The organism is Candidatus Pelagibacter sp., assembly GCF_965262185.1.
Taxonomy (GTDB): domain Bacteria; phylum Pseudomonadota; class Alphaproteobacteria; order Pelagibacterales; family Pelagibacteraceae; genus Pelagibacter.
The window spans coordinates 911,018-931,515 of record NZ_OZ253498.1; the positions used below are offsets into that span (position 1 = coordinate 911,018).

Consider the following 20,498-nt stretch of genomic DNA (forward strand, 5'->3'; position numbering starts at 1 on the left):
TATGGGTAAAAAAATATTTTCTGGTGTTCAACCAACAGGTAATCTTCACTTGGGTAATTATTTAGGTGCAATCAAAAACTTTGTAGACCTTAATAATGACGTAGATAATGATTGTATATTCTGTGTAGTTGATCTCCACGCTATTACTGTTAAACAAGACCCAAAAGAGCTAAAAAATAATATTCGAGAGACTGTAGCTACTTTTATAGCAAGTGGAATTGATCCTAAAAAAAGCATTATTTTTAATCAATCTGGTGTAGCAGCTCATTCAGAGGGAGCTTGGATTTTGAGCTGTGTTGCTCGAATGGGTTGGTTAAATAGAATGACGCAATTCAAGGAAAAAGCAGGTAAAGATAAAGAAAAAGCAAGCGTTGGACTGTACTCATATCCTGTTTTAATGGCAGCAGATATTCTTTTGTACGATGCGACTCATGTCCCTGTTGGCGATGATCAAAAACAACATCTTGAGCTATGTAGAGATATCGCCCAAAAGTTTAATAACGATTTTCATCAAGATAACTTTTTGCAAGTACCTGAACCTTTAATTCAAAAAGAATTTTCTAGAATTATGAGTTTAAAAGATGGATCCAAAAAAATGAGTAAATCTGAGTTATCAGATTTAAGCAGAATTAATTTAACAGATGATAAAGATGCAATAGTAAATAAAATAAAAAAAGCAAAAACTGATCCTTTACCAATGCCAAGTAGTGTTGAAGAATTAAATGAGAGGTTAGAAGCCAAAAATCTTCTTGGTATATATTCAAGCTTAAATAATTCAACTTTACAAAATACAGTCGAAAATTTTTCAGGTAAAAATTTTTCTGAATTTAAAAATCAGCTTTCTGATTTATTGGTTAAAAAGATTGAACCTATATCCTTGGAAATAAAAAAACTTTTGAATGATCAACCTTATTTAGATAAAATCCTTCTAGAAGGAGTTGAAAAAGCAAACTCAATTGCATCAAAAAAGATAGATAGAATTAAAGAAATACTAGGATTTTAATATAATTTAAATATCAAGTTTAAATTTTAGAAATAAGCTCTATATATATTTACAACATGTTCGTACAAACTGAAATAACGCCAAATCCTAATTCTTTGAAATTTCTTCCCGGGAAGAAAGTATCAAATAGCGGTCCTTACGAAATCACAAAAAAAGATCAAATAAATAATGATTTGGTCAGAAATATCTTATCAGTCAATGGGGTTGAGGGTATTTTTTTAGGACAGGATTTTATTTCAGTAAACAAAAATGACCAAATTAAATGGGACGAAATTAAACATATTGTTATTTCATTAATAAACGATTTTTATTTAGATGGTAAAGAATGCGTCATTGATGAAAATGAAGAGGAAAAAAATAACAATTTGAGTGAAATTGAGGAAAAAATTGTAAAAATTTTAGACCAAAAAATTAGACCTGCAGTTGCAAGAGATGGTGGTGATATAAAATTTAAAGAATTTAAAAACGGAATAGTAAAAGTACAGTTACAAGGAAGTTGTTCAGGCTGTCCAAGTTCGACAATGACTTTAAAGCAAGGAGTACAAAACCTTCTATGTCACTATCTTCCAGAGGTAAAAGAAGTTGTTGCGATATAAAAGTTTATGAAAAAAAATTTAATCAAATTTCAATTTAGTAAAATTAAAAGTATTAATTCTATTCTTAGATTTATGTTAAGCGGGATTTTTTTAATCTCATTTTTTTATGTAACTCCGATGTTTATTAACTTTGCTGAAAAAAATTTTAATCATAAGGAATTTACAAATAACTCTAAAAATCTTTTATTAAAAAAACTTAATACAAATGACTTAATCGAAGAAGATATCCCAGGTGAAGTAGATGAGATGGATTTACTTTATGATATTTTAGAGGAAAATAATTCAGAAATTAATTTAGTCAGGTATACAACTTCAGAAATTAATTCATTATTTAAAGAGGTAAACTATAACTTAAAAGATGTGAGGAAAAATAAACTCGTAAAGCCTATCGATATAGGACTTCTTCCAAACGAATTAAATAACATATCTAGTTCAAAGAAAAAAAAGGATATGTTTATTAAAATAATCCTCCCATTGATTGTTAAAGAAAACACTAAAATTAGAATAGATAGAAAAAGACTCTTTACTATCTTAAATAAAAGTAGCAATACTGATATCGAAAAAAAGTGGCTTGAGAAAAAATTTAAGCAGTATGGTGTTAGGCAAAATGATTTTTCATCATTAAAGATAAGAATGGATGAAATTCCAGCTTCGTTAGCAATTGCACAAGCAGCAAAAGAAACAGGTTGGGGAACTTCAAGATTTGCCATAAAAGGAAATGCTTTATTTGGTCAATGGACATGGTCAGGTGAAGGTTTAAAGCCCAAAGAAGCTGATAAAAGTGAGTCTCATAAGGTAATGAAATTTAATAGCTTACAACTATCTGTGAGAGCATATTTAAGAAATTTAAATACTCATAAATCCTACATAAATTTAAGAAAAGCTAGAAGTGAGTTGAGAAGTAATGATGAACCACTTGATAGTATAATATTATCTAAACATTTGGATAAATATGCAGAAACTGGAAATCATTACATTGAAGTACTACAAAAAATAATCAGTCAAAATAAATTAAAAGATTTTGATGAGGCAAGATTATTGCCATCTAGTAAGGATTTAGAAAGCTTGATTTAATTTTTCTTGATAGGAAATTGAACTCCAAACCATCTCCATTTACCATTATCGTTTAAAGAACAGTTTATCCTACCTCTTCTAGGTTTAAAAGGTTCTCTAAATTCAATAGTTAAGATTTGATTAGATAAATTAGTTTTAGATTTATCCCACTTGTCTCCTTCGTTGGAATAACATGTGATATTGGTTAAATTTTTTTGTTCTTTAAAAAATTCAACTTTAAAATTTGGTGGATTATTATTTATTGTAAGCTGTTTTTCACTTGGAGATAAACTTTTATATTCCAAAGGATAATAATTAATTATAGATTTAAATCTTTTAAGCTCTCCATATTTTTCATTTATCGGAAATCTTGGCAATTCAAATTTATTTTTATTAAGATCAATAACCCCCGAATGTTGGCCAAATGCGTATTTAAAGTTTTGAGAAATATAATCTCTCATAAATTTAGAATATTCACCAAATGGATAAGAGAATAGACTAGGAATATAATTGAGTTCGTGTTTAAAAATTTTGTTTGCAGTTTCAATATCTAAAATGAAATTTTCTTCAGTTTCTTCTATTAGGTATTCGTGGCTATGTGAATGGTGTCCAATTAAAGAAAAATCCACTGCATCAATTTCTCTAATTTGATCCCAGGACATATAGCCCTTGTTTCCAACTGGTTCTGTTGAAACAAAAAGTATAAATGGAATTTTGTTATCTCTTAAATGTGGCCAAGCTTCATTGTAAAATGATTCAAATGCATCATCAATTGTTATCAAAACTTCTTTTTCTGATTTTGAAGTTTTAAATTTTGAATCAAATTCATTAGGATTAAGAAAATTGTATTTAGAATTTTTAACAATTTCTAAGTGCTTCTTAAATACCTCCATATTAATATTAGTTGACGGGTATTTATGTTCATTAAAACGATGATACATTATTGATAAAATCCCATTATCTTCTGAATAAAATTTGATATTATTTTCATCTGATTTAGAACTAAAATTAAAAAACAAAGATAAAATGAATAAACTTATAATTGATGTAGCTGGAGATAAAATTTTTTTAATGATCATAACTAATGATCATATTTACAATATTACTCATGAGAATACTAAAATAAATTATGAAAAATTAACTTTGATAATAAAAGAATTTTTAGAATTAAATAAATTTGAATTGAAGGATATTTACAATATATACATTAACAGAGGCCCAGGAAGTTTTGCAGGGATTAGAAATTCTATTTCTGTTGTGAAGGCTCTCAAATTAGCAAAAAATATTGATTATTATTGTTACAGCTTAGAGGATTTTAAAGGTGAAAAAGATGTAAAATATGAAAATGTCCCTTATTTGTGCGATAAATTTAAAATTAAAAAAAATTTGATTAAACCTATTTATATAAGTTAAAATTAAATTATGCCTGAAACAATTGAACAAAAATGTTTAGCAAAAGGTGTGAAATTGACAGATCAGAGAAAAATAATTGCTCAGGTCATGTCCGAGTCCACAGATCATCCTGATGTTGATGAACTTTACAATAGAGTTTCAAAGATTGATAATAAAATAAGTATTGCTACCGTCTACAGAACAGTAAAATTATTTGAAGAATCTGGAATACTTACAAAGCATGAGTTTAAAGGTGGAAAAGCAAGGTATGAAGAGCTTAATGAAGGACATCATGATCATTTAATAGATGTGAAGTCAGGTGAAATAATAGAATTTGTTGATGAAGAAATCGAAAAACTTCAAAAAAAGGTAGCAGATAAATATGGTTACACTTTAGTTGATCATAAGCTTGAACTTTATGGAATAAAAAAAAAATTCTAAACTAGAATGCAAAAAATTTTTATAAAAACTTTTGGTTGTCAAATGAATGAATATGATTCAAATAGAATTTTTGATTCAGTAAAGAAAATTGGTTATCAAAAAAGTGAAAACCTAGAAGAAGCCGACTGTTATTTGTTAAACACTTGTCACATTAGAGATAAAGCAAAAGAAAAAGTTTATTCTGAAATAGGAAGAGTTAAAAAAAGCTTTAGAGCCAAAAAAAAACCATTAGTAATAATTGCAGGGTGTGTTGCTCAAGCAGAAAACCAAGAGATGCTTAAACGTGAGCCTTATATAGATTTAGTGATTGGCCCTCAAGCCTATCATAAGATTAATGAAACAATTTTGGATCATATTAAAAAAAGAAAAAAAATTGAACAAACAGATTTTGATGCTATTTCAAAATTTAAATATTTTAGTAAAATAAAGAATGAGGCAGGTAAGGTTTCGTCTTTTTTAACTATTCAGGAAGGATGTGATAAGTTTTGTCATTTTTGTGTGGTTCCATATACTCGTGGACCAGAATATTCTAGACCATTCAATCAAATAATTAAGGAGGCAAATTATTTGTCAGATAATGGAGCAAGAGAAATCATACTTTTGGGACAAAATGTAAATGCTTTCAATGATAATAGTAAAAGACTATCTGATTTAATTTTAGAAATTGAAAAGATTAAAGATATAAAAAGAATTAGATACACAACTTCGCATCCAAAAGATATGAATGATGATTTAATTGAAGTATATAAAGTCTCTAAAAAGTTAATGCCTTTAGTCCATCTTCCAGTTCAGAGTGGATCCAATAGGATTTTAAAGTTGATGAATAGAAAACATAAAATAGATCATTATTTAAAAGTTTATGACGAATTGAAAAAAATTAATCAATCAATTGAATTTTCAAGTGATTTTATTATTGGTTATCCTGGTGAAACTGAAGAAGACTTCCAAAGTACAGTCGATTTAATTAAAAAAGTTAATTTTATAAATTCTTACTCATTTATTTTTAGTCCAAGGCCTGGGACAAAGGCAGAAGGTTTAGATTTAATTGATAAAAAAATTTCAATGAAAAGGTTAGAATTTATTCAAAATTTATTATCTGAAAATCAAACTCAAATGAACAAAAAATTAGAAAATAGAACAATCGATGTGTTGGTTGAAAATTTAACTGAAGATAAATCCAAAGCTTTTGGCAGAACTGAATATATGACATCAGTAATTTTTAATGGTAAAAGAGAACATATTGGAAAAATTGTGAAAGTGAAAATTACAAATAGCAATAGAACTACATTGTTTGGAGAATTGTTAAGCAACCCAGATCAAAAGGTGGCATAATCTTTGAATAATATAATTAAAAAAAAAATCGATACCACTCTAAAATTTGTTTACTCAGACAACAATTCATTAAGTGTAATATTTCACAACAATGAATTACTCATGGGTGTTGCCGGAGAATTTAATAAAAATTTAAAAGAATTAGAAAAGATGACTAACTCTAGTTTATATTCTAGGGGAAATTCAATAATGATAAAATCAGATCCACAAAAAAATGAATTAATAAAAAATGCAATTCAATTTTTAACTAATCAATTTATAAATAATGGTTCAATCGAAAATAAAGATCTCATATCATCAGTTGATCAATTTATGATTAAAGAGAAGGTTAAAAATAATAATGTAACTGATATTATAAAAACACCAAAAAAATCAATTATTCCCAGATCCGAAAAACAAAAAAGCTATGTCAGAGCTCTAAGACAAAGTGATATTGTAATCTCAGCAGGTCCAGCTGGAACAGGAAAAACTTTTTTAGCTGTAGCAGTTGGTTTGACTATGTTGTTAGAAAAAAAAATAGAAAGAATTATTCTATCTAGGCCTGCTGTTGAAGCAGGAGAGAGACTTGGCTTTTTACCTGGAGATATGAAAGAAAAAGTAGATCCGTATTTAAGACCTTTATATGACTCTTTGTACGACTTATTCGATTTTGAAAAAATACAAAGAATGATCGAAATTGGTGATATCGAAATCGCTCCTTTGGCATTTATGAGAGGTAGAACACTAAAAAATTCTTTTGCTATATTAGATGAAGCGCAAAATGCAACAGATACACAAATAAAAATGTTTTTAACAAGGATCGGTGAAAATTCAAAAATTGTAGTTAATGGAGATCCTACTCAGATAGATCTTCCTAACAAAAGTATGTCAGGATTAGTTAGATCAAAAGAATTATTGGGGCATCTAAATGAAATTTCAGTTGTAGACTTTGATCATTCAGATGTAGTTAGACATCCACTGGTTTCTAAAATTGTAAAAGCCTACTCTAAAAATGATTAATTTAAACGTCTTCTCAGAAGAGAAGGCTTGGTCTAAAAAACTTAAAAAAAAAGATTTTTTTTTTAAAAGTATTTGTGATGCTTTTCCAAAAAAATATAAATTTTTAAATAAAAAAATAAGTTTATCTTTACTTCTTTCAAACAATAAAAAAATTAAAATTTTAAATAAAAAATTTAGAAATAAAAATAAATCTACTGATATTTTATCTTTTCCATCTAGCAAAATATTAAAAATTTCAAAGCAAACTTATTTAGGAGATATAATTATTAGTTTTAATTTTATGAATAAACCAAAATTACAAACAGATAAACAATTTAAAGAAAAAATAATTAAAACATTTATTCATGGTTTTTTACACTTGTTAGGATTTGATCATGTAAAAAATAAAGATTATTTAAATATGTTAAAAGAAGAAGAAAAAATATTTAAATCGGTTATCTCAAAAATTAAGTAAATTGAAAAAAAATTTATATATTGATATAGTTTATTTATTGTTTCTTGGAGCGGTAACTTCATTAAGTTTACCACCTTTCAATTTGTTAATAATTAATTTTTTATCCTTTAGCTTATTCTTTATTTTTTTGAATAAAAAAAAAGAGAGCAAACATAAATTATTTTTTTTCTATGGATGGTTATTTGGATTTGGATATTTTCTAACAAATATATATTGGATCTCTATTTCATTAACATTCGATAAAAATTTTAAATTTTTAATTCCATTTACTCTAATTTTAGTTCCTTCTTTTATTGCATTATTTTACGGTTTTGTTTGTTATTTGTTTATTTTCTTTAAACCAAATAAAACTTTGAGTTCAATTTTATTATTTTCTGTGATCTTTGGTTTTCTAGAATTCATTAGAGGTTCAATTTTATCAGGTTTTCCTTGGAACTTAATTGCATATAGTTTTTCAAATCATTTAGAAATTCTAAGCATAACATCTTTAATAGGCACATATTCTTTCAACTTATTTTGTATAACTTTGTTTCTAAGTCCTGCACTCTTCATTTTACGGAACGACAAAAAAGATTTAATTTTTTGTTTAATTTTACCTTTAATATTTTTATTATTTTATTTCTTTGGATATTCAAATAAGCAGGATTTTTACAATAGTGATGTTGAAAAACTTGATTATAAAATAAGATTAGTTGGTACTGATATTTCTTTAGATAGGTTTTATTCTGGAGAGGGGCCTTTATCAACTATAGAAGATCTTATAAATATTAGTTCACCAAATAAGAAAGAGAAAATAATTTTCATTTGGCCAGAGGGTATATTGCCTGGAATTTCTCAGGATCAAATTCGAAGTTATGATTATTTATTTAATGAAAGTTTTAACGAAAATCACTTACTCATTTTAGGTATAAACAATAAATCAAAAGTAAATGATCAAGTTAAGTATTACAATTCTTTATCGGTTTATGACCATAATCTTAATTTATTAAATTATTATAATAAAATAAATCTTGTACCGTTTGGCGAATTTTTACCCATGGAAAATTTATTAAAAAAAGTAGGTCTCAAATCTTTAACTAACAATTATCAATCCTACTCAAAAGGTCAAAAAAGGGAAATTATAGAGTTAAATCAAAAAAATTTTTCTATAAAATTTTTACCATTAATTTGTTATGAGATAATTTATTCTGGAAAATTATATAAAAATCATGACTTTGATATAATAGTAAATATTTCAGAGGATGGATGGTTTGGTCAATCAATAGGACCAGAGCAACACTTTGTTCACAGTATATTTCGAGCTATCGAAAGTGGAAAATATGTAATTAGATCAGCTAATAACGGAATAGCTGCGATAGTAAATCCTCTCGGTATCGTTGAGGAAAAAATTAACTTTAATGAAGTTGGATATATTGATTTTACGAAAATGAGAAAAATTCAACCAACAGTCTTTTCTAAATATGGGAATAAAATTTTTGGTTTAATAATTTTATTGTATATTTTTTTAATATTTTCATTTAATAGAATTAAAAATGAGTAATTTAAAAAATTTCCTATTTACAAGCGAGTCAGTTTCAGAGGGACATCCAGATAAAGTATCAGATAGAATTTCTGATATGGTTGTTGATAGTTATATTTCTGGAGATCCTTATTCAAGAGTTGCTTGTGAAACTTTAACGACAACAAACAAAGTTGTGCTTGCAGGTGAAGTAAGAGGACCTGAGATTAAAACAGATGATTTAATCGAAAAAGTAAGGAATTGTATAAAAAATATTGGATATGATCAGGAAGGATTTACCTGGAAAGAAGCAACAAAAATAGAAAGTCATTTGCATTCTCAATCTGCTGACATTGCAATGGGTGTGGACTCATCTGGAAATAAAGATGAGGGTGCAGGAGACCAAGGTATAATGTTTGGTTATGCATGTAATGAAACAGATGTATATATGCCTGCGCCAATTCATTATTCGCATAAAATTTTAAGACTTATGGCCGAGGATAGAAAATCTGGTAAATTAAAAAATATTGAACCTGACTCAAAAAGCCAAGTTACATTCGAATATGTTGATGGTAAACCGTTTAAAGTAAAATCTGTTGTTATATCATCTCAACATTCTTCTGATGTTAATCAAGCCCAGGTAAGAGAATTGTTAAGACCGTATATGTTAAAATCAATCCCAGAAAAATTTCTTAAAGACTTTAATGAGGAAGAGTTTTACGTAAACCCAACTGGTAATTTTGTAATAGGTGGTCCAAATGGGGACTGTGGTTTAACAGGAAGAAAAATTATTGTGGATACCTATGGTGGAGCAGCACCCCATGGAGGAGGAGCATTTTCAGGTAAGGATCCTACAAAAGTAGATAGATCTGCTGCTTATGCGGCAAGATACATTGCTAAAAATGTTGTTGCATCAAAAATAGCAGATAAATGTTTGATACAGTTAGCTTATGCAATAGGAGTTTCAAAACCTTTATCAATTTATGTTGATTTGTTTGATAATGATTTAGATAAAAACAAATTTGTTGTTGAAAAGATTAATGAAAATTTTGATCTCAGTCCTAGAGGAATTAGAGAGATGTTAAACCTTAATAGACCTATATATGAAAAAACAGCAGCCTATGGTCACTTTGGTAGAACTCCAGGAGATGATGGATCATTTTCGTGGGAAAAAACTGATAAAATCAACGTTTTTTCTATATAGTTTCAGTTGAATAAAAAAAAAACTTTACTATATTGCCTTTACATTGTTGAATTATCAAAATGGGCTTTGGCCCATTTTTTTTTGGAGCAGATAAAAAATGTTAAATAAGAGAGCAGATAAATTAGAATTATTAAGAATTGCTGAAGCTGTAGCTTTGGAAAAATCGATAGATAAAGAACTTATAATTAGTTCTATGGAAACAGGAATAGCTAAAGCAGCTAAATCTAAGTTTGGTCAAGAAAATGAAATTAAAGTTTCAATCAATAGAGATAATGGAGACATAGAATTGTTCAGAAAACTTGTTATTTCTGAAAATCCTGAAAATGCAAATACAGAAATAAAATTAGAAGATGCGATAAGTCTTAATGAAAATAATAAAGATAAATCAATCGGTGATGAAGTTCTTCAACCATTACCATCTTTTGATTTTGGCAGAATAGCTGCTCAAACTGCAAAACAGGTAATAAACTTTAATGTTAGAGAAGCAGAGAGAGAAAGACAATTTAATGACTTTATTGATAAAAAAGATACAATTTTAAGTGGTATTGTTAAGAGATTAGAATTTGGAAGTGTTATTGTTGATCTAGGTAGAACAGAAGCAATCATTCAAAAAAATGAATTAATTCCTAGAGAAAATATTAAAGCTGGTGATAGAGTAAAAGCTTATTGTTATGACGTAAGAAGAGAGCCAAGAGGTCAACAAATCTTCTTGTCTAGAGCTCACCCAAAATTTATGGAAAAACTTTTTGTTCAAGAAGTGCCAGAAATATATGATGGATTAATTGAAATTAAATCTTCTTCAAGAGATCCTGGAAGTAGAGCAAAGATTTGTGTTAAAGCAGTTGATACATCATTAGACCCTGTTGGAGCTTGTGTTGGTATGAGAGGCTCTAGAGTTCAGGCAGTTGTAAATGAACTTCAAGGAGAAAAAATTGACATTGTGAATTGGTCAGAGGATGCTGCAATATTAGTATCTAATGCTTTGTCGCCTGCAGAAGTTCAAAGAGTTAATGTTGATGCAGAAAGAAAAAAACTTGATGTGATTTTAACTGAAGAAAATTTGAGTAAAGCGATTGGTCGAAGGGGTCAAAATGTAAGATTGGCAACCAAATTGTTAAATTATGAAATTAATATTATGACTGATGCGGAAGACTCCGAGAGAAGACAATTAGAATTTAAAGAAAAGACAGATAATTTTGTTAAAAACTTAGAATTAGATGAAACTTTAGGTCAGTTATTAGTTGCTGAAGGTTTTTCAACAATAGACGATATTAAAGATAGTTTGCCAGAAAATTTAACTAAAATAGAGGGAATTGAGGAAGAAACAGCTATTGCGTTAATTGAAAGAGCAAAAGAGTTTCATCAAAAAGATCAAGAAGATATATCGGAAAGAATTAAAGAGCTTGGTCTACAAGATGCTCTTATTAACCTTAAGGGTCTTACACCAGGAATGTTAGTTACATTGGGTGAACAAAAAATATTAACATTAGAAGATTTTGCAGATCTTGCATCTGATGAACTTACTGGTGGCTACGATGTAGTTAAAGGAGAGAGAGTTAAAATTCAGGGTTATCTAGAGGATTTTGCTTTATCTAAAGAAGAGGCAGATGAATTAATTATGTCTGCTAGAAATATAATTTATAAAGATTGAGAGATGAGCAATGGAGAAAAAAACAAAATTAACAATATCTGGCTCTGCAAAGAAATCTATAAGAAATATTGAGATAGCTAAAACTCAAGGAAAAAATTCTAGAGTAATTGAAAAACAAGGCGGAAAATTCGCTAATAGAGGTGGATCGTTTAGACCTGGCGTAGGGAAACCAAAATCTACTACTTCATTTAATAGAGGTGCTCCATTAAAACCGTCTTTTGCACCAAAATCTCCTCAAATTACAAGCGATTTTGAAAGAAGAAAACTGGCAGAACAAAGAGCTACCAAAAGACTTAAGGGAGATAGTGAAAAAGATAAAAAAACATTAAAAGCTGGGACAAAAAAAAGAGAATTAAAATTAACTGTTTCAAGAGCATTAAGCGATGAAATAGAAGCAAGAGAAAGAAGTTTAGCATCAGTTAAAAGAGCTCGACAAAAAGAAATGAAAAACTCTTCTAAAGAAGAGACGCAAGAAAATTCAAAACCAGTAAAACGAGACATCAATATTCCAGAGGCGATAACTGTAAGAGAGCTAGCTAATAGAATGGCGGAGCAATCTAGCAATGTAATTAAATATTTATTCGGAATGGGAGTAACTGTAACAATCAATCAAACTTTAGCTGCTGACACAGCTGAATTTTTAGTTAAAGAATTTGGACATAATCCAATAAGAGAAGAAAAAGCAGAAGAAATTATTCAAAAAATAAAGGCTACTAGAGTAGAAAATTTAAAAAATAGACCACCTATTGTTACGGTTATGGGCCATGTCGATCATGGTAAAACTTCTGTTTTAGATGTTTTAAGAAGTGCAAATGTTGTTTCAGGAGAGTTTGGTGGAATCACTCAGCATATCGGAGCATACCAAATTGAAAGTCAAAATAATAAATTAACTTTTATAGATACTCCAGGTCACGCAGCTTTTACTGAAATGAGAGCTAGAGGATCAAAATTAACAGATGTAGTAGTTTTGGTTGTTGCAGCTGATGATGGAGTAAAGCCACAAACAATTGAGTCTATAAAACATGCAAAAGCTGCGAATGTTCCAATTGTAGTTGCAATCAATAAATGTGATCTTCCTGAAGCAGATCCACAGAAAATTAAAAATCAATTACTTGAACATGAGTTAATAGCAGAAGATTTATCTGGTGATACTTTAATGGTTGAGGTCTCTACAAAAACTAAACAAAATTTAGATAAGTTAGTTGAGTCTATCATTTTACAAGCTGAAATTTTAGATCTTAAGACTGATTATGAATCTAAAGCTACAGGGATCGTATTAGAATCAAAAATAGATATTGGAAGAGGACCGGTTGCAAATATTATTATAACAACAGGTACTCTTAAAAAGGGTGACTTTTTTGTAAGTGGTTTAAAATGGGGAAAGGTTAGAGCAATTATTAATGACAAAGGTCAAAATATTAGTGAGGCTCCACCGTCCACTCCTGTAGAAGTTTTGGGTATAAATGGTGCTGCTAAAGCTGGAGATGATTTTATTGTTTTAGACACTGAAAAAGAAGCTAAAACTTTGAGTGAAAATAGAGCGCAAGAGAGCAAAGATGGCAAAAACCCATTAACTTTTGCAACACAAGATTCTGCTTTCTCAGATAAGTCTTCTGAAGAATTAAATTTAATTATAAAATCTGATGTACAAGGATCATCAGAGGCTATCAAAAATGCAATTGCTCAAATTAAACACGAAGAAGTTAAGCCAAAAATAATATTAGCAGATATAGGAATGGTAACAGAAACAGATGTTACATTGGCCAAAGCATCCAATGCTGTTCTCATAGCCTTTAATGTAAAACCGAGCAAAGAGGCTAAAAAACTTGCTGAAAATGAAAAAATAAAAATCTCTTCTTATAATATCATTTATGAGGTGTTGGATTATGTTAAGCAAAAAATGTCTGGATTATTATCTCCTGATGTTCAAGAAACAATTACTGGAACAGCACAAATTCTTGAGATATTCAAAGTTTCAGGTGCCGGAAAAGTTGCGGGCTCAAAAATTACAGAAGGTGAAATAAATAGTAATTCTGATGTAAGAATTATTAGAGACGGCGCAATAATTTATACAGGAAAAGTTTCAACAATTTTCAGAGAAAAAAACCAAGTAAAACAGGTTAGTGATGGTCAAGAATGTGGAATTACTGTTAAAGATTATATGGATTTCCAAAAAAACGACACAATAGAGGCATTTAGTGTTACATCTACAGAGAGATCGATTTAATGGCTGATAGAATAGGAAAACCAGTATCACAAAGACAGCTTAGAGTTGGAGAGATGATTAAGCAGTCTTTAAGCATGATTTTTATAAGAAATGAGGCTAAGGTGCCGAATTTAGAAACAAACACTATAACAGTTACTGAGGTTAGAATGAGTCCTGATTTAAAAATTGCTAAAGCATATGTTCTTCCATTAGGAGGAAAAGATGCTGAGGAAACAATTAATGTTCTGAAGGAATACTCATTTTTAATAAGAAAAATTTTATCACAAAAAGTGGTTATGAAATTTTTACCAAAATTACTTTTTAGAAAAGATGAGTCTTTTGAGTATGCGGAAAAAATAGAAAACTTAATAAAACAAACAAATAAATAGGAAGAAAGAGGCATGAATAAAAAGGCACAAGAATTAGCAATGCATGATAAAGATACCGGATCTTCAGAAATCCAAATCGCCTTGCTAACAGAGAAAATTGAAACTCTCTCTAAGCATATTAAGCAATTCAAGAAGGATAAACATTCATCTGTTGGATTGTTGAGAGCGGTAAATAGAAGAAAGAAATTGTTAGAATACCTAAAGAAAAACAAAATGGATTCTTACAAAAATGTACTGTCGAAATTGAATTTAAGAAAATAGAAGTCAAGATAGATAGAACGGAATGGAACGAAACGAACGAAACGAAATGGAAATGAAATGTTTAAAGTATACAAGAAGGAAATTGAAGTAGCAGGAAAGAAGATAAGTTTAGAGACAGGTAAAGTAGCAAGACAGGCAGACGGTGCAATAATCGCAACATGTGGAGAGACAGTCGTACTAGCAACAGTAGTGGGGGCAAAAAAAGTAAATCCTGATATGGATTACTTTCCATTATCTGTAAATTACCAAGAGAAATATTATGCAGCTGGAAAAATTCCAGGCGGATATTTTAAAAGAGAAGCAAGACCAACTGAGAGCGAAACATTAATCTCTAGATTAATTGATAGACCAATCAGACCTTTGTTTCCAGATGAATTTAAAAATGAAGTACAGTTATTACCAACTGTAATTTCGTACGACAAAGAAAACGAACCAGATATTTTATCAATCACTGCTTCATCGGCAGCATTAGCTATATCAGGAATGCCATTTATGGGTCCTGTTGGAGCTTCGAGAGTTGGATTTATAGATGGAAAATATGTTTTAAACCCTTCTAAAGCAGAGCTAGAAAAATCGAAATTAGATTTAGTTGTAGCAGGTACGAAAGATGCTGTGCTTATGGTTGAATCAGAAGCAAGTGGTTTAACAGAAGAAGAAATGTTAAATGCAGTTAAATTTGGTCACGAAGGCTTTGTTCCAGTAATTGAAATGATAGAGGAACTTGCAAAAGAATGTAGAAAACCTGAGTGGACAGTTGAGAAAAAAGATTTATCTGAAGTTAAGAAAAAACTTGAGGAAACTTTTACAGAAGATCTTAAAAAAGCTTTTGCTACAAGAGATAAACAAGATAGATCAAATCAAATTTCCGAGATTACTGATAAAGCTAAAAAACTTTATGAGGAAGATGAAAACTACACAGATCTTGATGTTAACAGTCAGTTAAAAAGCCTAGAAAAATCAATTGTTAGAACTGATATTCTAAAAAATAAAAATAGAATTGATGGTAGAGGCTTGTCAGATGTTAGACCTATCGAATGTGAAGTGGGTGTTTTACCAAGAGCACATGGTTCCGCTTTATTTACTAGAGGAGAAACCCAAGCAATTGTTGTAGCAACTCTAGGAACTTCTGATGACGAACAAAGAATTGAAAGTTTAGATGGGCTTCAGAGAGAACGATTTATGCTTCACTATAATTTTCCTCCTTTTTCAGTTGGAGAAACTGGAAGAATTGGAACTGGTAGAAGAGAAATCGGACATGGTAAATTAGCTTGGAGAGCGATTAACTCTTCATTACCAACTAAAGAGGCATTTCCATATACTTTTAGAGTAGTTTCAGAAATAACTGAGTCTAATGGTTCTTCTTCAATGGCCACTGTTTGCGGAAGTTCTCTAGCGTTAATGGATGCTGGAGTGCCAATTAAAGAGCCAGTTGCAGGTATTGCAATGGGGTTAATTAAAGAAGGTGATGATTTTAGTGTCTTATCAGATATTTTAGGTGATGAAGATCACTTAGGTGATATGGACTTTAAAGTTGCTGGAACTAAAGATGGAATTACTTCTCTTCAAATGGATATCAAAATCACAGGTATTACATTTGAAATCATGGAGCAGGCATTGAGCCAAGCTAAAGATGGAAGAGTTCATATCTTAGGTGAAATGAATAAAGCTCTATCGGCTTCAAGATCTGATGTTGGAAAACACACTCCAAAAATGGAACAAGTTAATGTTGATAAAAAAGACATTGCAGCTGTGATTGGAAAAGGTGGAGCAACGATTAGAGAGATTGTTGAAAAATCAGGTGCAAAAGTAGATGTAAACGACGAAGGTGTAGTAACAGTTGCTGCTCCTGATGAAGAGTCTAGAAACATCGCAATGCAAATGATTAAAGACATTACTGCAAAAGCTGAATTAAACAAAATTTATTCAGGTAAAGTAATGAAGATTATGGAGTTTGGTGCATTTGTTAATTTCTTAGGAAAACAAGATGGACTAGTTCATATCTCAGAACTAGCAGATAAAAGAGTAGCTAAAGTTACTGACGTTGTTAAAGAAGGCGACGAAGTAAAAGTTAAAGTGATTGGTTTCGATAGAGGTAAAGTTAAACTTTCTATGAAACAAGCTGCTGAATAATCTTTAACTTAAATTAAAATTTTAAAACCCTGGAATGAGAGTTCTGGGGTTTTTTATATTGAAGATAAATTTATTTTTTTTGAGTACTTTTTATTTGGAACATTTTTTATAACTGCTTGCCCACAACGCATTATTCCTCGTTTTTTATCAAATGTCATTTTGGGTTCACCATATAATTTCCATCCATTCGATAATGCCTCAGTTACTCGATTACAAAATCTTGCTGTATCATCATCAGTAATAAATCTGTATCCCTTCATATATTTTTAACTAAATTTAACTAAATTTTAGGTTATATTTTTAGGATCTGGCATTCCTACCTTGTTATATCCAGCATCAACGTAGTGAATTTCACCAGTAACTCCGTTTGCAAGGTCACTTAGTAGATATAATGCTGAATTTCCAACATCATGGATATCTACATTTCTCTTAAGAAAAGAATGGTCTTCATTCCATTTATATAGGAATTTTGCATCTCCAATCGCAGAAGCTGCTAATGTTTTAATAGGTCCTGCACTTATAGCATTTACTCTCATGCCCTTGGCACCCAAATCTCTAGCTAAATATTTAACACTGGACTCTAAAGCTGACTTACAAACACCCATTACGTTATAATTTGGAATTGCTTTAGTAGATTCGTAGGTTAAAGTTAATAAGCTTCCACCTTGTTTCATTACCTTTGAAGCTTCTTTTGCTACTTCAGTAAATGAAAAGCATGAGATTAGCATACTTCTTAAAAAGTTTTCCCTAGTCGTATTTAAATATTCACCTGATAACTCTGATTTATCAGAGAAAGCAACTGCATGAACTACAAAGTCAATTTCACCCCATTGGGATTTGATATCTTCAAATAATTTTACAACCTCTTCTTTTTTTTCAACATCACAACTAAATGTAACGTTTGAATTTAATTTTTCTGCTAAAGGAACTACTCTTTTTTTCAAAGCATCGCCTAAATATGTAAATGCTAGTTCTGCACCTGCTTCAGCAAGTTTTTGAGATATACCCCAGGCAATAGATCTTTCATTTGCAACACCCATGATTAATCCCTTTTTGCCTTTCATTAAACTCATAAATTAAACCTTTTCAAAAATTAAAGCTGCATTAGTTCCACCAAAACCAAAGCTATTTGACATTACTGTATTTAAAGTTGCTCCTGTTTCAGTTTTTGAAACTATAGGAAATTTTTTTGCTTCTTCATCCATCTCACTTATGTTTGCAGAGCCAGCTATGAAATTATTCTTCATCATTATCAAACAGTAAATTGCTTCATGAACTGAAGCCGCACCAAGTGGATGTCCCGATAAAGATTTTGTCGAACTAATCTTTGGGATATTGTCTCCAAAAGTATTTTTAACTGCATTTAGCTCTGTGATATCTCCAACTGGAGTAGAAGTTCCATGAGTATTGATATAATCAATTTTATTTTTGCTAGTTGCCATCGCCATTTGCATACATCTGACAGCACCTTCTCCTGATGGAGCTACCATATCGTATCCATCTGAAGTTGCTCCATAACCAGTTAATTCTGCGTATATTTTAGCACCTCTCGCTTTAGCGTGTTCATATTCCTCTAGCACTAACACACCTGCACCACCTGCAATTACAAAACCATCTCTTGTTTTGTCATATGCTCTTGATGCTGTTTCAGGAGCGTCATTATATTTTGATGATAAAGCAGTCATCGCATCAAACATTGCCGTCATAGCCCAATGAACTTCTTCACTTCCACCTGCAAATACAACATCTTGTTTGCCCATTTGAATTAATTCCATTGAATTACCAATACAGTGGCCACTTGTTGCGCATGCAGAACTCATTGTGTAGTTGGTTCCTTTAATTTTAAATGGAACAGCAAGTGTTGCAGAAGCTGTACTTGCCATTGTTCTTGGAACAATGAATGGTCCCATTAATTTTGGAGTTTTAGCCCTAGTTTTATCTGCAGCCAAAATAACATTTTCAATTGATGGACCACCAGAACCCATAACGATCCCAGTTTTAAAATTGCTAACTTCAGATTCTTCTAATCCCGAATCCTCAATAGCTTCTTTCATTGCAATATAATTATAAGCTGAACCTGAACCCATAAATCTAATTGTTTTTCGATCGATATGATCTTCTAATTTTATATTTGGTTTTCCATGAACATGACTTTTAAGATTATGTTCTTTATATTCCTCAGCATAAGAAATTCCTGATTTTGAATTAATTAATGATTGATGAACTTCCTCTTGGTTGTTTCCCAAACAAGAGACAATTCCTAATCCTGTAATTACTACTCTTCTCATTATTTAAATAACCCCACTTTCAAACTTTCTGCTGAATATATTTTTTTGTCATCAGCTAGTACAATTCCATTGGCAAGACCAACAGTTGTTCCACCTGGTGACATAATTTTTTTCATATCTATTTCGTACCTTACATTTTTAACATTTTGTAAAACTTCACCAGTAAATTTTACAGTACCAACTCCTAGAGCCCTACCTTTGCCAGGATTTCCTAACCAGCCCAGAAAAAATCCAACTAGTTGCCACATAGCATCTAACCCTAGACATCCAGGCATGACTGGATCCTCTTTAAAATGACAGTCAAAAAACCATAGATCATTTTTTATATCTAGCTCAGCCTTTAAGGAGCCTTTATTGAAAGCTCCATTATTCTCGTTGATTTCAGTTATTCTATCAAACATCAACATTGGAGGAAGCGGTAATTTTGCATTACCTGGTCCAAAAAGATCACCATTTCCACAACTTATTAGATCATCATATGAGTAGGAATTTTTTTTCATATTTTTGAGAAACCTTATTACTTGATTTAATGCCAATATAATATAATAAAACGGTATATTTTTATTCATACATTAGAATAATTATAAAATGCAATGGTAAAAAACTGTAATTTCGTTGAAAAATTAAGAGATTTAGGACTTAGACCTACAAAGCAAAGGGTTAAAATGTGTGAAGTTCTATTTAATAGAGAAAAAACTTTCCATTTTACAATCAATGATCTTGTAAAAATGATTTCTGAGGAGATGAATGAAAAAATTTCTTTAGCAACAGTTTACAACACTGTTCATGCATTTCAGAAAAAAGGTTATTTAAAAGAAATTTCGATTAACAGCGATAAAAGTTATTTTGATACAAACACAAGTGTTCATCATCATTTTTATGATGAAGATACTCATCAGCTAATAGATTGTGATGAAAATGATATAGACCCAGTAAATATTAAAAAAAATATTACAGGAAAAAAAATAAATTCCGTTGAAGTTTTGGTTAAAGTTGCGAGTGATAATCAAACTCAAAAATAATTCAATTAAATCAATTATATAAAATCTAGATTATAATAATTCTAAACTATTGACAATAATGTTTTAGACACTATATGGTCTTTAAAGTTAAATTAAGGAGAAAAAAATGTCTTTAAAAGGAAGTAAAACAGAAGAGAACTTAAAAGCAGCATTCGCTGGTGAAAGTCAAGCAAATAGAAGATATCTTTATTTTGCACAAAAAGCTGACATCGAAGGTTATAATGATGTAGCTACAGTATTTAGATCAACAGCGGAAGGTGAAACTGGTCACGCACATGGTCACTTAGAATACCTTGAGCAAGTTGGAGATCCAGCTACTGGGAAACCAATCGGTGAGACTAAAGCAAATTTAGCTTCAGCAATTGAGGGAGAAACGCATGAGTATACTGACATGTACCCAGGTATGGCTAAAACTGCAAGAGAAGAAGGTTTTGAAGAAATTGCAGATTGGTTTGAGACTTTAGCAAAAGCTGAAAAATCTCATGCTGGTAAATTTCAAAAAACTTTAGAGTCTATTGCCTAAATAATATTCATTAGTGGGCGTTTACCGCCCACTAAATTTAACAAAATTTCTCAAAT

General features: G+C 30.2%; 22 protein-coding genes. 17 read left to right on the forward strand and 5 right to left on the reverse strand.

Annotated features, from left to right (window positions below):
- The first annotated feature begins 1 nt into the window (after position 1).
- From trpS to ACQY31_RS05100, 3 genes are read left to right on the forward strand one after another with little or no spacing between them, the layout of a single operon-like run.
- Positions 2 to 1,003, forward strand: a complete 1,002-nt coding sequence (gene trpS, locus ACQY31_RS05090) for a tryptophan--tRNA ligase (protein WP_428079133.1) — start codon at positions 2 to 4, stop codon at positions 1,001 to 1,003.
- A gap of 56 nt (positions 1,004 to 1,059) precedes the next feature.
- Positions 1,060 to 1,599, forward strand: a complete 540-nt coding sequence (locus ACQY31_RS05095; protein ID WP_428079134.1) for a NifU family protein — start codon at positions 1,060 to 1,062, stop codon at positions 1,597 to 1,599.
- Between the two features lie 6 nt (positions 1,600 to 1,605).
- Complete coding sequence (locus ACQY31_RS05100) at positions 1,606 to 2,673, forward strand: glucosaminidase domain-containing protein (RefSeq protein ID WP_428079136.1); 1,068 nt, start codon at positions 1,606 to 1,608, stop codon at positions 2,671 to 2,673.
- Here ACQY31_RS05100 and ACQY31_RS05105 read toward each other — a convergent pair.
- A complete protein-coding gene (locus ACQY31_RS05105) occupies positions 2,670 to 3,671 on the reverse strand; it encodes a polysaccharide deacetylase family protein (protein WP_428079138.1) in 1,002 nt (333 codons plus the stop codon). The two genes, ACQY31_RS05100 and ACQY31_RS05105, sit on opposite strands and share 4 nt — an antisense overlap.
- A 7-nt stretch (positions 3,672 to 3,678) precedes the next feature.
- Between ACQY31_RS05105 and ACQY31_RS05110 the strand changes: the two genes are divergently transcribed.
- The 12 genes from ACQY31_RS05110 to pnp all read left to right on the forward strand — a co-directional run bounded on the left by ACQY31_RS05110 (position 3,679) and on the right by pnp (position 16,609).
- Positions 3,679 to 4,065, forward strand: a complete 387-nt coding sequence (locus ACQY31_RS05110; protein ID WP_428079140.1) for a peptidase M22 — start codon at positions 3,679 to 3,681, stop codon at positions 4,063 to 4,065.
- 9 nt (positions 4,066 to 4,074) lie between these two features.
- Positions 4,075 to 4,485 (forward strand): Fur family transcriptional regulator, encoded by a 411-nt coding sequence (locus ACQY31_RS05115; protein WP_428079141.1) that lies wholly within the window; start codon positions 4,075 to 4,077, stop codon positions 4,483 to 4,485.
- 6 nt (positions 4,486 to 4,491) lie between these two features.
- Entirely contained in the window at positions 4,492 to 5,817 is a 1,326-nt protein-coding gene (gene miaB / locus ACQY31_RS05120) for a tRNA (N6-isopentenyl adenosine(37)-C2)-methylthiotransferase MiaB (RefSeq protein ID WP_428079143.1), read from the forward strand.
- Between the two features lie 3 nt (positions 5,818 to 5,820).
- The gene (locus ACQY31_RS05125) at positions 5,821 to 6,816 is read left to right on the forward strand and encodes a PhoH family protein (RefSeq protein ID WP_428079145.1); all 996 of its coding nucleotides are present in this window, start codon (positions 5,821 to 5,823) and stop codon (positions 6,814 to 6,816) included.
- Entirely contained in the window at positions 6,809 to 7,270 is a 462-nt protein-coding gene (gene ybeY, locus ACQY31_RS05130; protein ID WP_428079147.1) for an rRNA maturation RNase YbeY, read from the forward strand. Before ACQY31_RS05125 ends, ybeY begins: the two co-directional genes overlap by 8 nt.
- Position 7,271: 1 nt before the next feature.
- Positions 7,272 to 8,810: an apolipoprotein N-acyltransferase gene (gene lnt / locus ACQY31_RS05135; protein WP_428079149.1), complete on the forward strand. Its 1,539-nt coding sequence runs from the start codon at positions 7,272 to 7,274 to the stop codon at positions 8,808 to 8,810.
- Positions 8,803 to 9,972: a methionine adenosyltransferase gene (gene metK / locus ACQY31_RS05140; protein WP_428079151.1), complete on the forward strand. Its 1,170-nt coding sequence runs from the start codon at positions 8,803 to 8,805 to the stop codon at positions 9,970 to 9,972. Before lnt ends, metK begins: the two co-directional genes overlap by 8 nt.
- 97 nt (positions 9,973 to 10,069) lie before the next feature.
- Entirely contained in the window at positions 10,070 to 11,623 is a 1,554-nt protein-coding gene (nusA, locus tag ACQY31_RS05145; RefSeq protein ID WP_428079153.1) for a transcription termination factor NusA, read from the forward strand.
- A gap of 10 nt (positions 11,624 to 11,633) precedes the next feature.
- Entirely contained in the window at positions 11,634 to 13,850 is a 2,217-nt protein-coding gene (infB, locus tag ACQY31_RS05150; RefSeq protein ID WP_428079155.1) for a translation initiation factor IF-2, read from the forward strand.
- A complete protein-coding gene (gene rbfA / locus ACQY31_RS05155) occupies positions 13,850 to 14,218 on the forward strand; it encodes a 30S ribosome-binding factor RbfA (RefSeq protein WP_075485631.1) in 369 nt (122 codons plus the stop codon). The genes infB and rbfA overlap by 1 nt, the downstream gene beginning before the upstream one ends.
- Positions 14,219 to 14,230: 12 nt before the next feature.
- Positions 14,231 to 14,479, forward strand: a complete 249-nt coding sequence (gene rpsO / locus ACQY31_RS05160) for a 30S ribosomal protein S15 (protein ID WP_075485648.1) — start codon at positions 14,231 to 14,233, stop codon at positions 14,477 to 14,479.
- A 57-nt stretch (positions 14,480 to 14,536) separates the two neighbouring features.
- The gene (gene pnp, locus ACQY31_RS05165) at positions 14,537 to 16,609 is read left to right on the forward strand and encodes a polyribonucleotide nucleotidyltransferase (RefSeq protein ID WP_428079158.1); all 2,073 of its coding nucleotides are present in this window, start codon (positions 14,537 to 14,539) and stop codon (positions 16,607 to 16,609) included.
- A gap of 53 nt (positions 16,610 to 16,662) precedes the next feature.
- Here the strand turns inward: pnp and ACQY31_RS05170 are convergent, their stop codons facing one another.
- From ACQY31_RS05170 to fabA, 4 genes are read right to left on the reverse strand one after another with little or no spacing between them, the layout of a single operon-like run.
- Positions 16,663 to 16,869, reverse strand: coding sequence for a DUF1737 domain-containing protein (locus tag ACQY31_RS05170; protein ID WP_428079160.1), 207 nt, complete (start codon positions 16,867 to 16,869; stop codon positions 16,663 to 16,665).
- Positions 16,870 to 16,896: 27 nt separating this feature from the next.
- The gene (locus ACQY31_RS05175) at positions 16,897 to 17,682 is read right to left on the reverse strand and encodes an enoyl-ACP reductase FabI (RefSeq protein WP_428079162.1); all 786 of its coding nucleotides are present in this window, start codon (positions 17,680 to 17,682) and stop codon (positions 16,897 to 16,899) included.
- Between the two features lie 3 nt (positions 17,683 to 17,685).
- Positions 17,686 to 18,897: a beta-ketoacyl-ACP synthase I gene (gene fabB, locus ACQY31_RS05180; RefSeq protein WP_428079163.1), complete on the reverse strand. Its 1,212-nt coding sequence runs from the start codon at positions 18,895 to 18,897 to the stop codon at positions 17,686 to 17,688.
- A complete protein-coding gene (fabA, locus tag ACQY31_RS05185; RefSeq protein ID WP_428079165.1) occupies positions 18,897 to 19,397 on the reverse strand; it encodes a bifunctional 3-hydroxydecanoyl-ACP dehydratase/trans-2-decenoyl-ACP isomerase in 501 nt (166 codons plus the stop codon). Before fabA ends, fabB begins: the two co-directional genes overlap by 1 nt.
- Before the next feature lie 93 nt (positions 19,398 to 19,490).
- Here fabA and ACQY31_RS05190 point away from each other — a divergent pair, with 93 nt between their 5' ends.
- A complete protein-coding gene (locus ACQY31_RS05190) occupies positions 19,491 to 19,919 on the forward strand; it encodes a Fur family transcriptional regulator (protein WP_262590069.1) in 429 nt (142 codons plus the stop codon).
- Between the two features lie 106 nt (positions 19,920 to 20,025).
- On the forward strand, positions 20,026 to 20,442 hold the full coding sequence (locus ACQY31_RS05195) for a rubrerythrin family protein (RefSeq protein ID WP_262590070.1): 417 nt from the start codon (positions 20,026 to 20,028) through the stop codon (positions 20,440 to 20,442).
- The last annotated feature ends 56 nt before the right edge of the window (positions 20,443 to 20,498 follow it).

Coding starts and splice junctions, on each gene's coding strand:
- trpS (WP_428079133.1), top strand. CDS start 2: ATGGGTAAAAAAATATTTTCTGGTGTTCAACCAACAGGTAATCTTCAC.
- ACQY31_RS05095 (WP_428079134.1), top strand. CDS start 1,060: ATGTTCGTACAAACTGAAATAACGCCAAATCCTAATTCTTTGAAATTT.
- ACQY31_RS05100 (WP_428079136.1), top strand. CDS start 1,606: ATGAAAAAAAATTTAATCAAATTTCAATTTAGTAAAATTAAAAGTATT.
- ACQY31_RS05110 (WP_428079140.1), top strand. CDS start 3,679: ATGAATAAACTTATAATTGATGTAGCTGGAGATAAAATTTTTTTAATG.
- ACQY31_RS05115 (WP_428079141.1), top strand. CDS start 4,075: ATGCCTGAAACAATTGAACAAAAATGTTTAGCAAAAGGTGTGAAATTG.
- miaB (WP_428079143.1), top strand. CDS start 4,492: ATGCAAAAAATTTTTATAAAAACTTTTGGTTGTCAAATGAATGAATAT.
- ybeY (WP_428079147.1), top strand. CDS start 6,809: ATGATTAATTTAAACGTCTTCTCAGAAGAGAAGGCTTGGTCTAAAAAA.
- metK (WP_428079151.1), top strand. CDS start 8,803: ATGAGTAATTTAAAAAATTTCCTATTTACAAGCGAGTCAGTTTCAGAG.
- nusA (WP_428079153.1), top strand. CDS start 10,070: ATGTTAAATAAGAGAGCAGATAAATTAGAATTATTAAGAATTGCTGAA.
- infB (WP_428079155.1), top strand. CDS start 11,634: ATGGAGAAAAAAACAAAATTAACAATATCTGGCTCTGCAAAGAAATCT.
- rbfA (WP_075485631.1), top strand. CDS start 13,850: ATGGCTGATAGAATAGGAAAACCAGTATCACAAAGACAGCTTAGAGTT.
- rpsO (WP_075485648.1), top strand. CDS start 14,231: ATGAATAAAAAGGCACAAGAATTAGCAATGCATGATAAAGATACCGGA.
- pnp (WP_428079158.1), top strand. CDS start 14,537: ATGTTTAAAGTATACAAGAAGGAAATTGAAGTAGCAGGAAAGAAGATA.
- ACQY31_RS05170 (WP_428079160.1), bottom strand. CDS start 16,869: ATGAAGGGATACAGATTTATTACTGATGATGATACAGCAAGATTTTGT.
- ACQY31_RS05175 (WP_428079162.1), bottom strand. CDS start 17,682: ATGAGTTTAATGAAAGGCAAAAAGGGATTAATCATGGGTGTTGCAAAT.
- fabB (WP_428079163.1), bottom strand. CDS start 18,897: ATGAGAAGAGTAGTAATTACAGGATTAGGAATTGTCTCTTGTTTGGGA.
- fabA (WP_428079165.1), bottom strand. CDS start 19,397: ATGAAAAAAAATTCCTACTCATATGATGATCTAATAAGTTGTGGAAAT.
- ACQY31_RS05190 (WP_262590069.1), top strand. CDS start 19,491: ATGGTAAAAAACTGTAATTTCGTTGAAAAATTAAGAGATTTAGGACTT.
- ACQY31_RS05195 (WP_262590070.1), top strand. CDS start 20,026: ATGTCTTTAAAAGGAAGTAAAACAGAAGAGAACTTAAAAGCAGCATTC.